This window comes from Enterococcus sp. DIV0170, from assembly GCF_051710765.1.
In the GTDB taxonomy this organism is placed as follows: Bacteria; Bacillota; Bacilli; order Lactobacillales; family Enterococcaceae; genus Enterococcus_A; species Enterococcus_A raffinosus.
This window is the reverse complement of record NZ_JBIOLG010000001.1, coordinates 3,196,552-3,214,150: the sequence shown is the minus strand read 5'-3', so window position 1 is coordinate 3,214,150 and position 17,599 is coordinate 3,196,552. Positions and strand designations below refer to the sequence as shown.

Here is a 17,599-nt window from a genome sequence, read left to right as displayed (position 1 = left end):
AAGAATGAATAGAATCGAGGAGGTTTGCCAGATGTATGATTTAGGTGATATCGTTGAGATGAAAAAACCACATGCCTGCCAGACAAATCGCTGGGAGATCATTCGCATGGGTGCAGATATCAAAATCAAATGTGTAAATTGTGGGCATATTGTCATGATGACACGCCGTGATTTTGAAAAGAAAATGAAAAAAATCCTTGAGAAGAAAAATGATTTGACTCAAGAATAATTCCTTAGTAGAGAAAGAGTGAAGTTAACCATGGCCTTAACAGCCGGAATTGTAGGGTTGCCTAATGTTGGTAAGTCTACCTTATTTAATGCAATTACTAAAGCAGGTGCAGAGGCTGCTAATTATCCTTTCGCAACAATTGATCCAAATGTTGGAATGGTAGAAGTACCTGATTGGCGTTTAGAACGCTTAACTGAATTGGTACATCCTAAAAAAACTGTACCGACAACCTTTGAATTTACAGATATAGCAGGCATTGTAAAAGGTGCCAGCAAAGGTGAGGGTCTAGGTAACCAATTTTTGAGCCACATCCGTCAAGTTGATGCTATCTGTCATGTTGTTCGGTGTTTTGATAATGAAAACATCACCCATGTTGAGGGACGTGTGGATCCGTTAGAAGATATAGAAACAATCAATCTAGAGTTGGTCTTAGCTGATTTAGACTCAATCAATAAACGGTATGCTCGTGTAGCAAAAGTAGCAAAAACAAAAGAAAAAAACGCTGTGGCAGAATTAGCTGTATTAGATAAGTTAAAGCCTGTTTTAGAAGAAGGACAATCTGCCAGAACGATTGAATTTACTGAAGAAGAACAAAAAATTGTCAAAGGCTTGTTCTTATTAACAAGTAAACCTGTTCTTTACGTAGCTAATGTTGATGAGGATACAGTAGCTAGTCCAGATGATAATGAATATGTGCAAACTGTGCGGAATTTTGCAGCGAGTGAACATTCAGAAGTAATTGTTGTTTGTGCCGAAGCAGAAGAAGAAATTGCTGAGTTAGAAGATGAAGATAAAGTAGAGTTTCTAGAGGCGATGGGAATTGAAGAATCAGGATTAGATCAATTGATTCGTGCCGCATATGATTTACTAGGTCTAGCAACTTACTTTACAGCAGGGGAACAAGAAGTTCGAGCATGGACTTTCCGAAAGGGAACTAAAGCTCCTCAAGCAGCAGGAATCATCCATACAGATTTCGAACGTGGATTTATTCGAGCTGAAACGGTCTCTTTTGAAGACTTAAATAAATATGGCAGTATGCACGCAGCAAAAGAAGCTGGACGTGTCAGATTAGAAGGAAAAGATTATGTCGTACAAGATGGCGATGTAATGCTGTTCCGTTTCAACGTTTAGGGAGGAAAGAAACAATGGAACCAGAAAAGTTACAAACGTTGCAAGCAGAAAACGTTCAACTTGAAGAGAAGCTTACTAAGCGTAACGAGCAATACATTTTTGACTTGAAAAAAGCGTTAAAGGCAGCAAATTTGACGGATGAACAAACTATCGCAGCCTTAAACGAGATGCTTCCCACTTTAGTGGAGGAACAAAAATCTGGGAAGACAGCCCGACAATTATTCGGAACGGTTTCGGAACGACTTGATGCGATTGTCAATAAACCCGCTGAACAAAAAAAATCGACTACTGCTTCATTGATGTGGCTAGATAATTTTCTATTGTTATTTGGGTTATTAGGAATATTATCAGGTATTATGGGGATGTTTGTTTCACGTGGAACACAAATGGTGACTTATGGGTTAACAACATTAATCGTAGCTTCCGCAGTCGGAGGATTAGTTTTCTACATGATGTATATATTCTTTTACCAATTTGAACAACCAGGAGCAGATAAATCAAAAAAACCAAAAACTTGGAAGTCCATTCTTATGTTAGTTTCAGTTACACTAGTATGGTTCTTAGTCTTTAATGGGGCAGCATTGTTACCTCCAACGGTAAATCCTATTCTAGATCCAATGTTAATGGTTATTTTATCAGCTCTTGCCTTAGCACTACGTTATTACTTGAAAAAACGTTTCGGAATTGTTAGTAGTTTAGCAACCGCACCACGTAGATAGTAAAAGAAGCTAGATTCCGTTGAATCTAGCTTCTTTTTTCTATCCTTTTTTTGTTACTTCATCAATTAATTTTGCCATACTTTGTTGTTGATATTCTTTGGTAGCTTGCTGTATTATTTTTTGCTGAGTTGCTTGATCCATAGACGGATTCTGCATCATAGCCGCTTTAACTTTTTCTTGAACGAACTTCTTCGCATCATTTTGCATAGAAGTTTTATTTTTAGTTACTAGTTTTGCCAATTCTTTTGCTTGGTTTGTACTTAACACAAGCCAATCCTTTTGGACATTGAACGTATTTTTTTCATTAATCAGTTGATGATTTTTACTAGAAAGCCCAAACCAAAATTTTGTAATCTCGTTTTTATATACCCAATATGTTTTAGCAGTAACTAGCTGTGTCTTTTCTTGATTTTTTTTCACACGGTTACTTACATGGTCTGTTCCAGTTGTTTTAGGTTTTTTCTGAGATTCATTAGTTTTGTATAAATAAATTTTTTCTGTTCCATTACCAAGTGGCTGATAAAGTAACATTTTCATATCCTTATTATCCGCTGTAGAAGTTAATGTCTGGGTGGTCGTTTCGGTTACTTTTTTCATGCCATAGTGGTAATGGTCATTAGCAGTAATAAATCCTAAACTAATTAAGAAAATCCCTGCAAAAATTATTGAAAGAAATGTTTGCCAAGTCTTTTTAGCAAAAATATTTATTAAAGCAAAAGCTAGAACACTGATAATGGTTATCGCGAAGATCATTTTGCCACTCCTCCTTCTGCTTTAGTATTGGCTTTCAAGAAAAATGTAATAATGAAACCAATGACCCCAAATATTACTGCTACATAGAAAGCGGCGTGATAGCCAGATAATGTAGCACTAATTGCTTGATTCTTGTAGGTTAAAGGTAAAGTCTTTAATAAATGGGCTGCAGGTAAATTACCTTTTGTGACATTTGTTAGCACGCTGATCAATATTGCTGTTCCTATAGAACTTGCTACTTGTCGGAAGGTGTTGTTGACAGCTGTACCATGACTGATCAAATTCATTGGTAAAGCGTTCATTCCTGAAGTTGTAACAGGCATCATAACCATTGAAATTCCAAACATACGCATTGCATATAAAATGACGATCATAGCGATTGGTGTTTCGGAAGTTAAAAAGGCAAATGGTAAAGTAGCTGCCGTTAAAATTAACATCCCGCTTATTGCTAGGCGTTTTGCACCGTATTTATCAAAAATTGACCCAGTAATTGGCATCATTAAGCCCATGACTAAGGCACCGGGTAGTAGCATTAAGCCAGAATGGAAAGCCGATTCCCCACGGATATTTTGAATATATAAAGGAAGTACCATTTCAGCACCAACCATTGCCATATTGACGACTCCACTTAAAATAGCCGCAATTGTAAATATAGGTGATTTAAATACACGAAGTTCTAAGAATGGGTGTTCCAAATGTAGTTGTCGCCATACAAAGAGTCCGATCACTATCACACCGACAACTAAAAATCCAATAACTTTAACACTGCCCCACCCATCATTACCAACAGAAGAAAAACCATATAATAGGCTTCCGAAACCAATCGTTGATAAAAGAGCTGACAGTATGTCAATACTTGGGTTAGATAATTGAATGACACTTTTCATTAAAAAAGTAGCTAGAACTAAAACTAAAATGACAATCGGAATTACCATGCCGAAAAGATCACGCCAAGTATAGTGATCAATGATCCAACCAGATAAGGTAGGGCCTAAGGCAGGAGCAAGACCAATAACAATTCCGGCCATCCCCATTGCGGATCCGCGTTTTTCCGGTGGAAAGATAGATAGCATGATATTCTGCAATAGAGGCATGGAGATACCGACGCCGGCAGCTTGAATCAATCTTCCAATTAATAATGTAGAAAAGTTCGGTGCAACGAAACATGTGATGGTTCCAATCAAAAAAATAGTCATAGCTGATAAGTACAATTTTTTTGAACTGAATTTATTAATTAGCCAAGCACTGATTGGGATCATAATCCCGTTTACTAGCAAGAAGCCAGTAGTTAGCCATTGAACACTTGAAGCAGATATATCAAAAGCTTTCATTAGTGCTGGAAAAGCTGTTGTTAATAAAGTTTGGTTTAACACCGTACAAAAAGTTCCTATTAATAGCACCACGACTAGTAAAGAACGATTGTAAGGTTTTCCATAAATATCGACCGTTTGATTATTACTCACGATCTAACGCCTTCTCTCTTTTTGAAAATTTTCAGAATCATTAAATGTTCGTTTGTTACTTTACTGCGATTAGAATTTTTTGTCAACTTACTTGACACGTTTGTTATTGAAAGTATAATCGGAGGGGAAGAGAGGGATGCATCGTGAAAAATAATACGGTCAAGCAGCTCCTAGAAAGTGATGACTTGTTAGTAGGAATCAGTGAGCTAAGTAAAGTAACTGGTGTTTCGCCACGTCAAATTCGTTATTGGGAACAAAAGGGATTCATTAGCTCTACAGGTGAAAAAAGTGGAAACCGAAAATTTAAATTACCAATGGTAATTAAAGTTGAGATTATCAAACATTTTCTCGACGAAGGGTACACATTGACTGCTGCAGTTAATAAAGCTCAAGAACGTCAAAATAATATTCATCAAGCAAAAGTGTTATTACGTGAGATTTTTAAGGATATCCAACAAGTTGGTGAACGGTATTTAATTATTCGTTTAGATAACTTTGAAAATAAAGAAGGTTTCTATTTAATTCGAGATACTCTTAAGAATAAGGTGACCTATCAAATAGTCGATGCCGATAGCGAGATAACTACTGATTTGCTTGAAAAATGGTTCTAATCTGTAGAAAAATAAAGGTTAGATGAGGATTTCGGCACAAGTTATTGACTTCACTCGCTGGTTCTGTTAGTTTCTTTATTAAAAATAATTCTGGGGAGTGGTAACGAACAATGTCTAATTGGGAAACGAAATTTGCAAAAAAAGGTCTGACTTTTGATGATGTTTTGTTGATACCGGCTGAGAGTCATGTATTGCCAAATGAAGTGGATATGAGTGTGCAGTTAGCGAAAAATATCAAATTGAACATTCCGTTGATGAGTGCAAGTATGGATACAGTTACAGATAGTAAAATGGCTATTGCTATGGCTCGACAAGGTGGATTAGGAGTTATCCATAAAAATATGAGTATTGCTGCCCAAGCAGATGAGGTTCGTAAAGTAAAACGTTCAGAGAGTGGGGTCATTATTGATCCATTTTTCTTAACACCAGAACATAAAGTACAAGATGCTGAAGATTTAATGAGTCGATACCGTATTAGCGGTGTGCCCATTGTAGAAACTTTAGAAAATCGAAAGTTAGTTGGTATCATCACGAATAGAGATATGCGTTTTGTAACAAATTATGATATTCCCATCTACGAAGTGATGACCAAGGATGGTTTAGTAACAGCTCCTGTAGGTACTAAATTACAGGATGCCGAAAAGATATTACAAAAGCATAAAATCGAAAAATTACCGATCGTTGATGAAGAAGGACGTCTAAGCGGGCTAATTACAATAAAAGATATTGAAAAAGTTATTGAGTTTCCTAATGCTGCTAAAGATGAACATGGTCGTTTATTAGTTTCTGCAGCAGTAGGAGTTACCAGTGATACTTTTGAACGTGCGGAAGCTCTACTGAAGGCTGGTGCTGATGGTATTGTAATAGATACAGCTCATGGACATAGTGCAGGCGTTTTGCGTAAAATTCGTGAAATTCGCGAAACTTTTCCAGAAGCTACTTTAATTGCAGGTAATATTGCAACAGCAGAAGGGGCAAAGGCTTTATACGATGCTGGTGTGGATGTCGTAAAAGTGGGAATTGGTCCTGGATCAATTTGTACAACGCGAGTAGTAGCAGGCGTTGGTGTGCCTCAATTAACGGCGATTTATGACGCAGCATCTGTTGCACGCCAGTATGGAAAAGCAATTATTGCTGATGGGGGAATCAAATATTCCGGAGATATTGTAAAAGCATTAGCAGCAGGAGGACATGCTGTTATGCTGGGTTCCATGCTAGCTGGTACTGACGAATCTCCTGGTGAGTTTGAAATTTATCAAGGCCGTCGCTTTAAAACTTATCGAGGAATGGGATCTCTTGGTGCGATGGAAAAAGGCTCAAGTGATCGCTATTTCCAAAGCGGCGTGAATGAAGCTAATAAGTTGGTCCCAGAAGGAATTGAAGGACGCGTAGCTTACAAAGGAACAGCTGCGGATATCATTTTCCAGATGATAGGCGGACTTAAAGCTGGAATGGGGTATGTTGGTGCTGGAAATCTAGAACATTTACGTGAAAATGCACAATTTGTGCAAATGAGTGGGAATGGTTTGAAAGAATCACACCCTCATGATGTTCAAATCACAAAGGAAGCACCGAACTATTCAGTGGAACAATAATAAAATAATTGCTAAAAAGTGGCATCTTCCTACATTTGAAGATGCCACTTTTTTTAATTATTTATCGTTTTTAATAACTTTTACATTCCCCATATATGGAACTAAGACTTCAGGAATCGTAACTGAGCCATCTTCGTTTTGATAGTTCTCCAAGATAGCAGTTACAGTTCGTCCTACAGCCAAGCCAGATCCGTTCAATGTATGAGTATATTGGACTTTCCCCTCTTCATTGCGATAGCGAATCATTGCTCGACGTGCTTGGAAATCTTCACAATTTGAACAAGAGCTAATTTCACGATAGGTATTTTGAGCAGGCACCCATACTTCTAAATCATAAGTTTTAGCTGCTGAGAACCCCATGTCTCCTGTACAAAGAGTGATGACACGATAAGGTAGATTTAGTTTTTGTAAAAGGATCTCAGCATTCTGAGTCATTTTTTCTAATTCGTCATAAGAAGAGTCCTTATCACTGAACTTTACCATCTCTACTTTGTGGAATTGATGTAGACGAATCAATCCACGAGTATCGCGACCGGCGCTACCAGCTTCAGAACGGAAAGAAGGAGATAAGGCTGTGAAATAAATTGGTAAATCTTTACCATCTAAAATTTCATCCGCATAATAATTTGTTAATGGAACTTCTGCAGTAGGTATTAACGTTAAGTCACGATCTTCCACTTGAAAGACATCCTCTTTAAATTTCGGGAACTGTCCTGTACCAAACATTGACTTACTATTTACCAAATAAGGTGTAATCATTTCAGTATAACCCTGTTCATAAATGTGTTCATCCAGCATAAAGTTGTAAACAGCACGTTCTAAACGCGCACCTAAACCTTTATAGTAAACGAAACGACTACCTGAGACTTTTGCTCCGCGCTCAAAATCTAAGATATCTAAATTTTCAGCAACTTCCCAATGAGGCTTTGGTTCAAAAGCAAATTGACGAGGCTTACTCCAGCGCCGAACTTCTACATTGTCCTCCTCATCATCTCCAATAGGTACAGAATCATGAGGCAAATTTGGTAATGTTGTTGCAATTTCAGTCAATTGCGCATCGATGTCAGCTACTTGCGCATCGAAGTCTTTAATGGTCACACCAACTTCTTTCATTTCTGTAATTTTATCGGTTGCGTCATTTTTTTCGCGTTTTAATTTTGCGATTTCACCTGAAACATCATTACGATATTTTTTTAATTCTTCTGTTTTTACTAGTAACTTTCTACGTTGTTCGTCTAAATCCAAAAAACGTTCTAAAACTTCTTTTTTTACACCACGAGTAGCTAATTTTTCATTTACTTCAGCAAAATTATTACGAATCATTTTGACATCTAGCATTACTTTTCCTCCTTTAAATAAAAAAACACCGTTTCATCCCATGAAATAGGGACGAAACGGTGTTGAATTTCGCGGTACCACCCAAATTCAGCATAAGCTGCACTTGATTGACGGATATCGACGTCACTCGGTTTTTCTTTCAAAAAACACAGATCATGAAACTGGATTTCTTTAAGCTGTTTTGTTGATTTACACCAGCCATCAACTCTCTGAAAAAACAAACTTACGTACTTGGTTTCCTGCATGTCTTATTGAAATCAGTATAAGCAATCAAAAAATCAAAGTCAATGATTATCTTGGATAGCTTTAACTTGGTTTTTGTAAAGTGGTAAATGAATAATAAAGGATGTCCAGTTCTCATTTGATTGAGCATAAATATATCCGCCATGAAGATTAACAATGTTTTGAGCAATAGCTAAGCCTAAGCCGGTACCACTAATCTCTTGTGAACGAGAACCGTCAACACGATAAAAACGATCAAATAACTGATCCAAAGCTTCTCTAGGAATAGGAGTTCCATTATTTTTCACGGTAACGACTGCTTCATTTTTAGCTTTTTCTATCTCTATTACTATTCTGTCTGCTTCAGCCCCATATTTTAAAGCGTTAGTAATTAGGTTATTAAAGACACGGACCAGTTTTTCAGTATCGCCGTCCATTATTAATTGAGTTTCTTTGGTTTCAACTTGAATTTGAATATTTTTCTTTTTCGCTTCTAATTCAAAATCAGCAGCCAGCTGTTCTAGTAATTGTACCATGTCAAAAGAGATATTATTAACAGGAACAGAGGGTTGTCGAACCTTTGAATATTCAAATAAGTCTTCTACTAATGACTTCATTTGTTTCGCCTTTTTATAGGCAATACTTGTATATTTAAGTATTTCATCGTTACTTTGATATTGACCGTCTTCGATTAATCCAAGGTAGCCAATGATGGAGGTTAGCGGTGTACGAATGTCATGGCTGACATTTGTAATTAGTTCATCTTTTGATTTTTCAATTTCACGTTCATCTTCGATAGCAGCAACGGTACTATCAACTAAACCGTTAATACTATCAACAACTTTACTAAGATCGCCTCGTAATTCAAAAGGAATCCGATAATCGTAATTTCCGTTAGCAATATAATGGAGCTCGTTAATAATGTGTCGTAATTGCATTTGTCGATATCGTCTGATTAAACGCCAAAAAACAACAAGTACATCAATGACAAGAAATAGAGGAATAACAAAGTTTCTTCCACTCCAAAAAATGTCACTACCTAGATTATTAGCAAAAATATCCTTTGAACGATAAATTGCATCTGTTAAATCTGGCGAATTATTGAGCATCTGGGTAAAAAGAACCATGATTGCTACATTTAATAATAGTAACAAAATAACGGTTACTATTCCTTCAGCAATTAACTCACTAACTTCTTTTGATGTGAGGGTAATTCGCTTTTTCTTTTCCGAGTTATTTTGCATCTATTTTATATCCCACACCCCAAACGGTTTGAATTACCTTTTCACCATCAGTCGCTTCTTCGATTTTATCCCGTAAATGACTGACATGAACCATAACTGTTTTTGCAGAAACGATGCTTTCTTGCTTCCAAACTCGTTCAAAAATTTCATCTGCACTGAAAACACGATTTGGATGGCTCGCTAGTAGATATAAAATCCCGAACTCTAATGCGGTCAATTGAATTTCTTTTCCATCTACTGTCTTAACTTCATGTGAATCCTTATTAATAATCAATGATTGAATTTCAAGAATATCTGGTTGATCTTCTGCAACATGCATTTTTGTTCGACGTAGCAAAGATTTAACCCTAGCCATAACTTCCAAAGGATTAAACGGTTTTGTTACATAGTCATCAGCGCCAGCAACGAGTCCTTTGATTTTGTCCATATCTGTTGTTTTTGCTGTCAGCATAATGATTGGAATCTGTGATTCTTTCCTTAATTCCTTCACAACCTGCATACCGTCCATAACAGGCATCATAATGTCTAATATTAATAAATCAATGTCATTTGTAGTTCTAAGCTTACTCAAAGCTTCTTTACCATCATAAGCCTTTACAACTTCATAACCTTCATTATGTAGATAAATACTAAGAAGTTCTACAATCTCTTTATCATCATCTGCAACTAGTACTTTCATTAAACTGTTCCTCCGTTCATATTAAGTAATAAATACATCATCATTTTACCAAATAAATCATTGGAAGGCGAAAGACAGCATTACTAGTTAAGGAAAAATCAAAATTAAAATGACGAAAATTAATTTATCAAAAAGAAAAAAGAAGGTTTAACAGAGCTTAAAAACGAACAAAATAAAAGTATTTTTTTTTATCTGTCGTGTTCTAAAAAAAGTAAATAAAATTACTTTTTTTTGTTGACCAAACTGTATAATACTGCTATATTATTCTATGTTCTTGAGGCAATTAAAATAATTCGGAACACCTAAAATTATTGTTGACAGATAGCTGGCTTTCAGTTATTCTATCAAAGTCGCATAAAACGATGACAACAATTCTTTCGAAAAAAACTTAAAAAAGTTGTTGACATTCACTCGGTAACCTGTTAAGATATAAAAGTTGCTGAAACAAAGCGACAAACAATGTAGACCTTTGAAAACTGAACGAATAAAACAAACCAAATGTGTAGGGCGTTTCTTTTAATAGAAACAAACAACATAGCAAGCAATATGCTAGCAAGTCAATTTTTACAATTGAGCTGATCAGTCGCAAGACTGTTTCAAACACTTTTTATGAGAGTTTGATCCTGGCTCAGGACGAACGCTGGCGGCGTGCCTAATACATGCAAGTCGAACGCCTTTTCTTTCACCGGAGCTTGCTCCACCGAAAGAAAAGGAGTGGCGAACGGGTGAGTAACACGTGGGTAACCTGCCCATCAGAAGGGGATAACACTTGGAAACAGGTGCTAATACCGTATAACAATAGAAACCGCATGGTTTCTATTTGAAAGGCGCTTTTGCGTCACTGATGGATGGACCCGCGGTGCATTAGCTAGTTGGTGAGGTAACGGCTCACCAAGGCAACGATGCATAGCCGACCTGAGAGGGTGATCGGCCACATTGGGACTGAGACACGGCCCAAACTCCTACGGGAGGCAGCAGTAGGGAATCTTCGGCAATGGACGAAAGTCTGACCGAGCAACGCCGCGTGAGTGAAGAAGGTTTTCGGATCGTAAAACTCTGTTGTTAGAGAAGAACAAGGATGAGAGTAGAATGTTCATCCCTTGACGGTATCTAACCAGAAAGCCACGGCTAACTACGTGCCAGCAGCCGCGGTAATACGTAGGTGGCAAGCGTTGTCCGGATTTATTGGGCGTAAAGCGAGCGCAGGCGGTTTCTTAAGTCTGATGTGAAAGCCCCCGGCTCAACCGGGGAGGGTCATTGGAAACTGGGAAACTTGAGTGCAGAAGAGGAGAGTGGAATTCCATGTGTAGCGGTGAAATGCGTAGATATATGGAGGAACACCAGTGGCGAAGGCGGCTCTCTGGTCTGTAACTGACGCTGAGGCTCGAAAGCGTGGGGAGCAAACAGGATTAGATACCCTGGTAGTCCACGCCGTAAACGATGAGTGCTAAGTGTTGGAGGGTTTCCGCCCTTCAGTGCTGCAGCTAACGCATTAAGCACTCCGCCTGGGGAGTACGACCGCAAGGTTGAAACTCAAAGGAATTGACGGGGGCCCGCACAAGCGGTGGAGCATGTGGTTTAATTCGAAGCAACGCGAAGAACCTTACCAGGTCTTGACATCCTTTGACCACTCTAGAGATAGAGCTTCCCCTTCGGGGGCAAAGTGACAGGTGGTGCATGGTTGTCGTCAGCTCGTGTCGTGAGATGTTGGGTTAAGTCCCGCAACGAGCGCAACCCTTATTGTTAGTTGCCATCATTTAGTTGGGCACTCTAGCGAGACTGCCGGTGACAAACCGGAGGAAGGTGGGGATGACGTCAAATCATCATGCCCCTTATGACCTGGGCTACACACGTGCTACAATGGGAAGTACAACGAGTCGCGAAGTCGCGAGGCTAAGCTAATCTCTTAAAGCTTCTCTCAGTTCGGATTGTAGGCTGCAACTCGCCTACATGAAGCCGGAATCGCTAGTAATCGCGGATCAGCACGCCGCGGTGAATACGTTCCCGGGCCTTGTACACACCGCCCGTCACACCACGAGAGTTTGTAACACCCGAAGTCGGTGAGGTAACCTTTTGGAGCCAGCCGCCTAAGGTGGGATAGATGATTGGGGTGAAGTCGTAACAAGGTAGCCGTATCGGAAGGTGCGGCTGGATCACCTCCTTTCTAAGGAATATTACGGAAACTACACAGATTGCTTTATTCGTTCAGTTTTGAGAGGTCTACTCTCAAATAAATATTTGGGGCCTTAGCTCAGCTGGGAGAGCGCCTGCTTTGCACGCAGGAGGTCAGCGGTTCGATCCCGCTAGGCTCCATTGATGACATTGGTCATCAATCGTTCATTGAAAACTGGATACAGAAACAATAATTTAAACAAACCGAGAACACCGCGTTGAATGAGTTTTTTAAATAAGTTCAATTGCTTATTTTTTTCTGATTGGGAAATCTATCGCTAGATGGAACAATCAACCCCTAACGTAAGTTAGGATAAGGTTAAGTGAATAAGGGCGCACGGTGGATGCCTTGGCACTAGGAGCCGATGAAGGACGGGACTAACACCGATATGCTTCGGGGAGCTGTAAGTAAGCTTTGATCCGGAGATTTCCGAATGGGGGAACCCAGCATCTTTTATAGGATGTTACTTTTCAGTGAATACATAGCTGATTAGAGGTAGACGCAGAGAACTGAAACATCTAAGTACCTGCAGGAAGAGAAAGAAAAATCGATTCCCTGAGTAGCGGCGAGCGAAACGGGAAAAGCCCAAACCAAGAGGCTTGCCTCTTGGGGTTGTAGGACTCCGATATGGTAGTCCAGTGAGATAGTCGAAGGACCTGGAAAGGTCTGCTAGAAAGGGTAAAAGCCCCGTAGACAAAATTTGACTGGCACCTAGGAGGATCCTGAGTACGGCGGAACACGAGGAATTCCGTCGGAATCCGGGAGGACCATCTCCCAAGGCTAAATACTCCCTAGTGACCGATAGTGAACCAGTACCGTGAGGGAAAGGTGAAAAGCACCCCGGAAGGGGAGTGAAATAGATCCTGAAACCGTGTGCCTACAACAAGTTAGAGCCCGTTAATGGGTGATAGCGTGCCTTTTGTAGAATGAACCGGCGAGTTACGATTACTTGCGAGGTTAAGTTGAAAAGACGGAGCCGCAGCGAAAGCGAGTCTGAATAGGGCGAATGAGTAAGTGGTCGTAGACCCGAAACCATGTGATCTACCCATGTCCAGGTTGAAGGTGCGGTAAAACGCACTGGAGGACCGAACCCACGTACGTTGAAAAGTGCGGGGATGAGGTGTGGGTAGCGGAGAAATTCCAAACGAACTTGGAGATAGCTGGTTCTCTCCGAAATAGCTTTAGGGCTAGCCTCAGAGTAAGAATGATGGAGGTAGAGCACTGTTTGGACTAGGGGCCCATCTCGGGTTACCGAATTCAGATAAACTCCGAATGCCATCCATTCATCTCTGGGAGTCAGACTGTGAGTGATAAGATCCATAGTCGAAAGGGAAACAGCCCAGACCACCAGCTAAGGTCCCCAAATAACTATTAAGTGGAAAAGGATGTGGGGTTGCACAGACAACTAGGATGTTGGCTTAGAAGCAGCCACCATTTAAAGAGTGCGTAATAGCTCACTAGTCGAGTGACCCTGCGCCGAAAATGTACCGGGGCTAAATAGTTTACCGAAGCTGTGGAACACACCAATAGGTGTGTTGGTAGGAGAGCGTTCTAAGGGCGTTGAAGGCAGATCGTGAGGACTGCTGGAGCGCTTAGAAGTGAGAATGCCGGTATGAGTAGCGAAAGACAGGTGAGAATCCTGTCCACCGAATGACTAAGGTTTCCTGGGGAAGGCTCGTCCGCCCAGGGTTAGTCGGGACCTAAGCCGTGGCCGAAAGGCGTAGGCGATGGATAACAGGTTGATATTCCTGTACCCGTTGTTTTTGTTTGAGCAATGGAGGGACGCAGGAGGCTAAGGAATCAGACGATTGGAAATGTCTGTCCAAGCAATAAGTCTTGATGTGAGTCAAATGCTTACGTCTTTAAGGACAAGTTGTGATGGGGAGGGAAATAATAGTACCGAAGTTCCTGATGTCACACTGCCGAGAAAAGCTTCTAGTGAGAAAACAATGGCCCGTACCGCAAACCGACACAGGTAGTCGAGGAGAGAATCCTAAGGTGAGCGAGAGAACTCTCGTTAAGGAACTCGGCAAAATGACCCCGTAACTTCGGGAGAAGGGGTGCTGATCTAACGATCAGCCGCAGTGAATAGGCCCAAGCGACTGTTTATCAAAAACACAGGTCTCTGCAAAATCGAAAGATGACGTATAGGGGCTGACGCCTGCCCGGTGCTGGAAGGTTAAGAGGAGTGCTTAGCGTAAGCGAAGGTACGAATTGAAGCCCCAGTAAACGGCGGCCGTAACTATAACGGTCCTAAGGTAGCGAAATTCCTTGTCGGGTAAGTTCCGACCCGCACGAAAGGCGTAACGATTTGGGCACTGTCTCAACGAGAGACTCGGTGAAATTTTAGTACCTGTGAAGATGCAGGTTACCCGCGACAGGACGGAAAGACCCCATGGAGCTTTACTGCAGTTTGATATTGAGTGTTTGTACCACATGTACAGGATAGGTAGGAGCCGTAGAAGTCGGGACGCTAGTTTCGACAGAGGCGCTGGTGGGATACTACCCTTGTGTTATGACCACTCTAACCCGCACCACTGATCGTGGTGGGAGACAGTGTCAGATGGGCAGTTTGACTGGGGCGGTCGCCTCCTAAAGAGTAACGGAGGCGCCCAAAGGTTCCCTCAGAATGGTTGGAAATCATTCGCAGAGTGTAAAGGCACAAGGGAGCTTGACTGCGAGACCTACAAGTCGAGCAGGGACGAAAGTCGGGCTTAGTGATCCGGTGGTTCCGCATGGAAGGGCCATCGCTCAACGGATAAAAGCTACCCTGGGGATAACAGGCTTATCTCCCCCAAGAGTCCACATCGACGGGGAGGTTTGGCACCTCGATGTCGGCTCGTCGCATCCTGGGGCTGTAGTCGGTCCCAAGGGTTGGGCTGTTCGCCCATTAAAGCGGCACGCGAGCTGGGTTCAGAACGTCGTGAGACAGTTCGGTCCCTATCCGTCGCGGGCGTTGGAAATTTGAGAGGATCTGTCCTTAGTACGAGAGGACCGGGATGGACTTACCGCTGGTGTACCAGTTGTCTCGCCAGAGGCATCGCTGGGTAGCTATGTAGGGAAGGGATAAACGCTGAAAGCATCTAAGTGTGAAGCCCACCTCAAGATGAGATTTCCCATTTCTTTAAGAAAGTAAGATCCCTGAGAGATGATCAGGTAGATAGGTCAGAAGTGGAAGTGCAGTGATGTACGGAGCGGACTGATACTAATCGATCGAGGACTTAACCAAAATAAAATGATTGTCGGTCGTTTAAAAACGTTTCTGATCCAGTTTTGAGTGAACGAAGTTTACTCAAGTAAATAGCAGTGTGGTGGCGATAGCGAGAAGGATACACCTGTTCCCATGTCGAACACAGAAGTTAAGCTTCTTAGCGCCGATTGTAGTGAGGGGTTGCCCCTTGTGAGATTAGGACGTCGCCACGCGAATTCCATCCTTTTAGGGTGGAATTTTTATTTCTAAACAGATTACCTTTATTTTCTAAATTTGGAATGTTAGTTGTGGTAATACCATTAATATTTTTTGATTGATATGTAAAAATTTATTAAATGAAGCTATTGACACCGTAGAGTAGGTAAGTTATTATAACTAAGTTGCTAAAATATTAACGTTTAATTTCCAAAAAAAAATGAAAATACGTTGACATTTGCTCGGTAACCTGTTAAGATATAAAAGTTGCTGAAACAAAGCGACAAACAATGTAGACCTTTGAAAACTGAACGAATAAAACAAACCAAATGTGTAGGGCGTTTCTTTTAATAGAAACAAACAACATAGCAAGCAATATGCTAGCAAGTCAATTTTTACAATTGAGCTGATCAGTCGCAAGACTGTTTCAAACACTTTTTATGAGAGTTTGATCCTGGCTCAGGACGAACGCTGGCGGCGTGCCTAATACATGCAAGTCGAACGCCTTTTCTTTCACCGGAGCTTGCTCCACCGAAAGAAAAGGAGTGGCGAACGGGTGAGTAACACGTGGGTAACCTGCCCATCAGAAGGGGATAACACTTGGAAACAGGTGCTAATACCGTATAACAATAGAAACCGCATGGTTTCTATTTGAAAGGCGCTTTTGCGTCACTGATGGATGGACCCGCGGTGCATTAGCTAGTTGGTGAGGTAACGGCTCACCAAGGCAACGATGCATAGCCGACCTGAGAGGGTGATCGGCCACATTGGGACTGAGACACGGCCCAAACTCCTACGGGAGGCAGCAGTAGGGAATCTTCGGCAATGGACGAAAGTCTGACCGAGCAACGCCGCGTGAGTGAAGAAGGTTTTCGGATCGTAAAACTCTGTTGTTAGAGAAGAACAAGGATGAGAGTAGAATGTTCATCCCTTGACGGTATCTAACCAGAAAGCCACGGCTAACTACGTGCCAGCAGCCGCGGTAATACGTAGGTGGCAAGCGTTGTCCGGATTTATTGGGCGTAAAGCGAGCGCAGGCGGTTTCTTAAGTCTGATGTGAAAGCCCCCGGCTCAACCGGGGAGGGTCATTGGAAACTGGGAAACTTGAGTGCAGAAGAGGAGAGTGGAATTCCATGTGTAGCGGTGAAATGCGTAGATATATGGAGGAACACCAGTGGCGAAGGCGGCTCTCTGGTCTGTAACTGACGCTGAGGCTCGAAAGCGTGGGGAGCAAACAGGATTAGATACCCTGGTAGTCCACGCCGTAAACGATGAGTGCTAAGTGTTGGAGGGTTTCCGCCCTTCAGTGCTGCAGCTAACGCATTAAGCACTCCGCCTGGGGAGTACGACCGCAAGGTTGAAACTCAAAGGAATTGACGGGGGCCCGCACAAGCGGTGGAGCATGTGGTTTAATTCGAAGCAACGCGAAGAACCTTACCAGGTCTTGACATCCTTTGACCACTCTAGAGATAGAGCTTCCCCTTCGGGGGCAAAGTGACAGGTGGTGCATGGTTGTCGTCAGCTCGTGTCGTGAGATGTTGGGTTAAGTCCCGCAACGAGCGCAACCCTTATTGTTAGTTGCCATCATTTAGTTGGGCACTCTAGCGAGACTGCCGGTGACAAACCGGAGGAAGGTGGGGATGACGTCAAATCATCATGCCCCTTATGACCTGGGCTACACACGTGCTACAATGGGAAGTACAACGAGTCGCGAAGTCGCGAGGCTAAGCTAATCTCTTAAAGCTTCTCTCAGTTCGGATTGTAGGCTGCAACTCGCCTACATGAAGCCGGAATCGCTAGTAATCGCGGATCAGCACGCCGCGGTGAATACGTTCCCGGGCCTTGTACACACCGCCCGTCACACCACGAGAGTTTGTAACACCCGAAGTCGGTGAGGTAACCTTTTGGAGCCAGCCGCCTAAGGTGGGATAGATGATTGGGGTGAAGTCGTAACAAGGTAGCCGTATCGGAAGGTGCGGCTGGATCACCTCCTTTCTAAGGAATATTACGGAAACTACACAGGTTGCTTTATTCGT

10 protein-coding genes, 1 tRNA gene, 4 rRNA genes and 1 other annotated feature are annotated in these 17,599 nt (G+C 41.6%); of the genes, 10 read left to right on the top strand and 5 right to left on the bottom strand.

Annotation, left to right across the window (positions count from 1 at the left end):
- Positions 1 to 31 precede the first annotated feature (31 nt).
- Genes IGI50_RS15535 through IGI50_RS15525 form a run of 3 tightly spaced genes read left to right on the top strand, consistent with a single transcriptional unit; the run spans position 32 to position 2,079 of the window.
- A complete protein-coding gene (locus IGI50_RS15535) occupies positions 32 to 229 on the top strand; it encodes a DUF951 domain-containing protein (protein ID WP_010747432.1) in 198 nt (65 codons plus the stop codon).
- 30 nt (positions 230 to 259) lie between these two features.
- Positions 260 to 1,360, top strand: a complete 1,101-nt coding sequence (ychF, locus tag IGI50_RS15530; protein ID WP_010747433.1) for a redox-regulated ATPase YchF — start codon at positions 260 to 262, stop codon at positions 1,358 to 1,360.
- 14 nt (positions 1,361 to 1,374) lie between these two features.
- Positions 1,375 to 2,079 (top strand): DUF1129 domain-containing protein, encoded by a 705-nt coding sequence (locus IGI50_RS15525; protein WP_438777546.1) that lies wholly within the window; start codon positions 1,375 to 1,377, stop codon positions 2,077 to 2,079.
- Between the two features lie 39 nt (positions 2,080 to 2,118).
- Here IGI50_RS15525 and IGI50_RS15520 read toward each other — a convergent pair whose 3' ends face one another.
- Together IGI50_RS15520 and IGI50_RS15515 are read right to left on the bottom strand one after the other, a co-directional pair.
- Positions 2,119 to 2,832: a DUF4811 domain-containing protein gene (locus IGI50_RS15520; RefSeq protein ID WP_438777545.1), complete on the bottom strand. Its 714-nt coding sequence runs from the start codon at positions 2,830 to 2,832 to the stop codon at positions 2,119 to 2,121.
- Positions 2,829 to 4,295: an MDR family MFS transporter gene (locus IGI50_RS15515; RefSeq protein ID WP_010747436.1), complete on the bottom strand. Its 1,467-nt coding sequence runs from the start codon at positions 4,293 to 4,295 to the stop codon at positions 2,829 to 2,831. The genes IGI50_RS15520 and IGI50_RS15515 overlap by 4 nt, the downstream gene beginning before the upstream one ends.
- A gap of 143 nt (positions 4,296 to 4,438) precedes the next feature.
- Here IGI50_RS15515 and IGI50_RS15510 point away from each other — a divergent pair, with 143 nt between their 5' ends.
- Entirely contained in the window at positions 4,439 to 4,906 is a 468-nt protein-coding gene (locus IGI50_RS15510) for a MerR family transcriptional regulator (RefSeq protein WP_218256246.1), read from the top strand.
- 110 nt (positions 4,907 to 5,016) lie between these two features.
- Complete coding sequence (gene guaB / locus IGI50_RS15505) at positions 5,017 to 6,501, top strand: IMP dehydrogenase (RefSeq protein WP_218256245.1); 1,485 nt, start codon at positions 5,017 to 5,019, stop codon at positions 6,499 to 6,501.
- A 57-nt stretch (positions 6,502 to 6,558) separates the two neighbouring features.
- Here guaB and serS read toward each other — a convergent pair whose 3' ends face one another.
- The 3 genes from serS to IGI50_RS15490 all read right to left on the bottom strand — a co-directional run bounded on the left by serS (position 6,559) and on the right by IGI50_RS15490 (position 9,984).
- Entirely contained in the window at positions 6,559 to 7,839 is a 1,281-nt protein-coding gene (gene serS / locus IGI50_RS15500; protein ID WP_218256244.1) for a serine--tRNA ligase, read from the bottom strand.
- Between the two features lie 44 nt (positions 7,840 to 7,883).
- Positions 7,884 to 8,093 (bottom strand) — a binding site (T-box leader).
- Between the two features lie 30 nt (positions 8,094 to 8,123).
- Positions 8,124 to 9,305, bottom strand: coding sequence for a sensor histidine kinase (locus tag IGI50_RS15495; protein WP_010747440.1), 1,182 nt, complete (start codon positions 9,303 to 9,305; stop codon positions 8,124 to 8,126).
- Positions 9,295 to 9,984, bottom strand: a complete 690-nt coding sequence (locus tag IGI50_RS15490) for a response regulator transcription factor (protein ID WP_010747441.1) — start codon at positions 9,982 to 9,984, stop codon at positions 9,295 to 9,297. The genes IGI50_RS15495 and IGI50_RS15490 overlap by 11 nt, the downstream gene beginning before the upstream one ends.
- 605 nt (positions 9,985 to 10,589) lie before the next feature.
- On the opposite strand from IGI50_RS15490, the gene IGI50_RS15485 reads away from it, so the two are divergent.
- The 5 genes from IGI50_RS15485 to IGI50_RS15465 all read left to right on the top strand — a co-directional run bounded on the left by IGI50_RS15485 (position 10,590) and on the right by IGI50_RS15465 (position 17,558).
- A 16S ribosomal RNA gene (locus IGI50_RS15485) occupies positions 10,590 to 12,148 on the top strand.
- Positions 12,149 to 12,224: 76 nt separating this feature from the next.
- Positions 12,225 to 12,297 (top strand) — tRNA-Ala (locus IGI50_RS15480).
- A 176-nt stretch (positions 12,298 to 12,473) separates the two neighbouring features.
- Positions 12,474 to 15,386 (top strand): 23S ribosomal RNA (locus tag IGI50_RS15475).
- 78 nt (positions 15,387 to 15,464) lie between these two features.
- A 5S ribosomal RNA gene (rrf, locus tag IGI50_RS15470) occupies positions 15,465 to 15,580 on the top strand.
- Positions 15,581 to 15,999: 419 nt separating this feature from the next.
- Positions 16,000 to 17,558 (top strand): 16S ribosomal RNA (locus IGI50_RS15465).
- The 16S, 23S and 5S rRNA genes sit together here with 1 tRNA gene alongside, the layout of an rRNA operon.
- The last annotated feature ends 41 nt before the right edge of the window (positions 17,559 to 17,599 follow it).

What these genes read in the sequence shown, in the direction of transcription:
- IGI50_RS15535 (WP_010747432.1), top strand. Translation starts at nt 32, where the DNA reads ATGTATGATTTAGGTGATATCGTTGAGATGAAAAAACCACATGCCTGC.
- ychF (WP_010747433.1), top strand. Translation starts at nt 260, where the DNA reads ATGGCCTTAACAGCCGGAATTGTAGGGTTGCCTAATGTTGGTAAGTCT.
- IGI50_RS15525 (WP_438777546.1), top strand. Translation starts at nt 1,375, where the DNA reads ATGGAACCAGAAAAGTTACAAACGTTGCAAGCAGAAAACGTTCAACTT.
- IGI50_RS15520 (WP_438777545.1), bottom strand. Translation starts at nt 2,832, where the DNA reads ATGATCTTCGCGATAACCATTATCAGTGTTCTAGCTTTTGCTTTAATA.
- guaB (WP_218256245.1), top strand. Translation starts at nt 5,017, where the DNA reads ATGTCTAATTGGGAAACGAAATTTGCAAAAAAAGGTCTGACTTTTGAT.
- serS (WP_218256244.1), bottom strand. Translation starts at nt 7,839, where the DNA reads ATGCTAGATGTCAAAATGATTCGTAATAATTTTGCTGAAGTAAATGAA.
- IGI50_RS15495 (WP_010747440.1), bottom strand. Translation starts at nt 9,305, where the DNA reads ATGCAAAATAACTCGGAAAAGAAAAAGCGAATTACCCTCACATCAAAA.
- IGI50_RS15490 (WP_010747441.1), bottom strand. Translation starts at nt 9,984, where the DNA reads ATGAAAGTACTAGTTGCAGATGATGATAAAGAGATTGTAGAACTTCTT.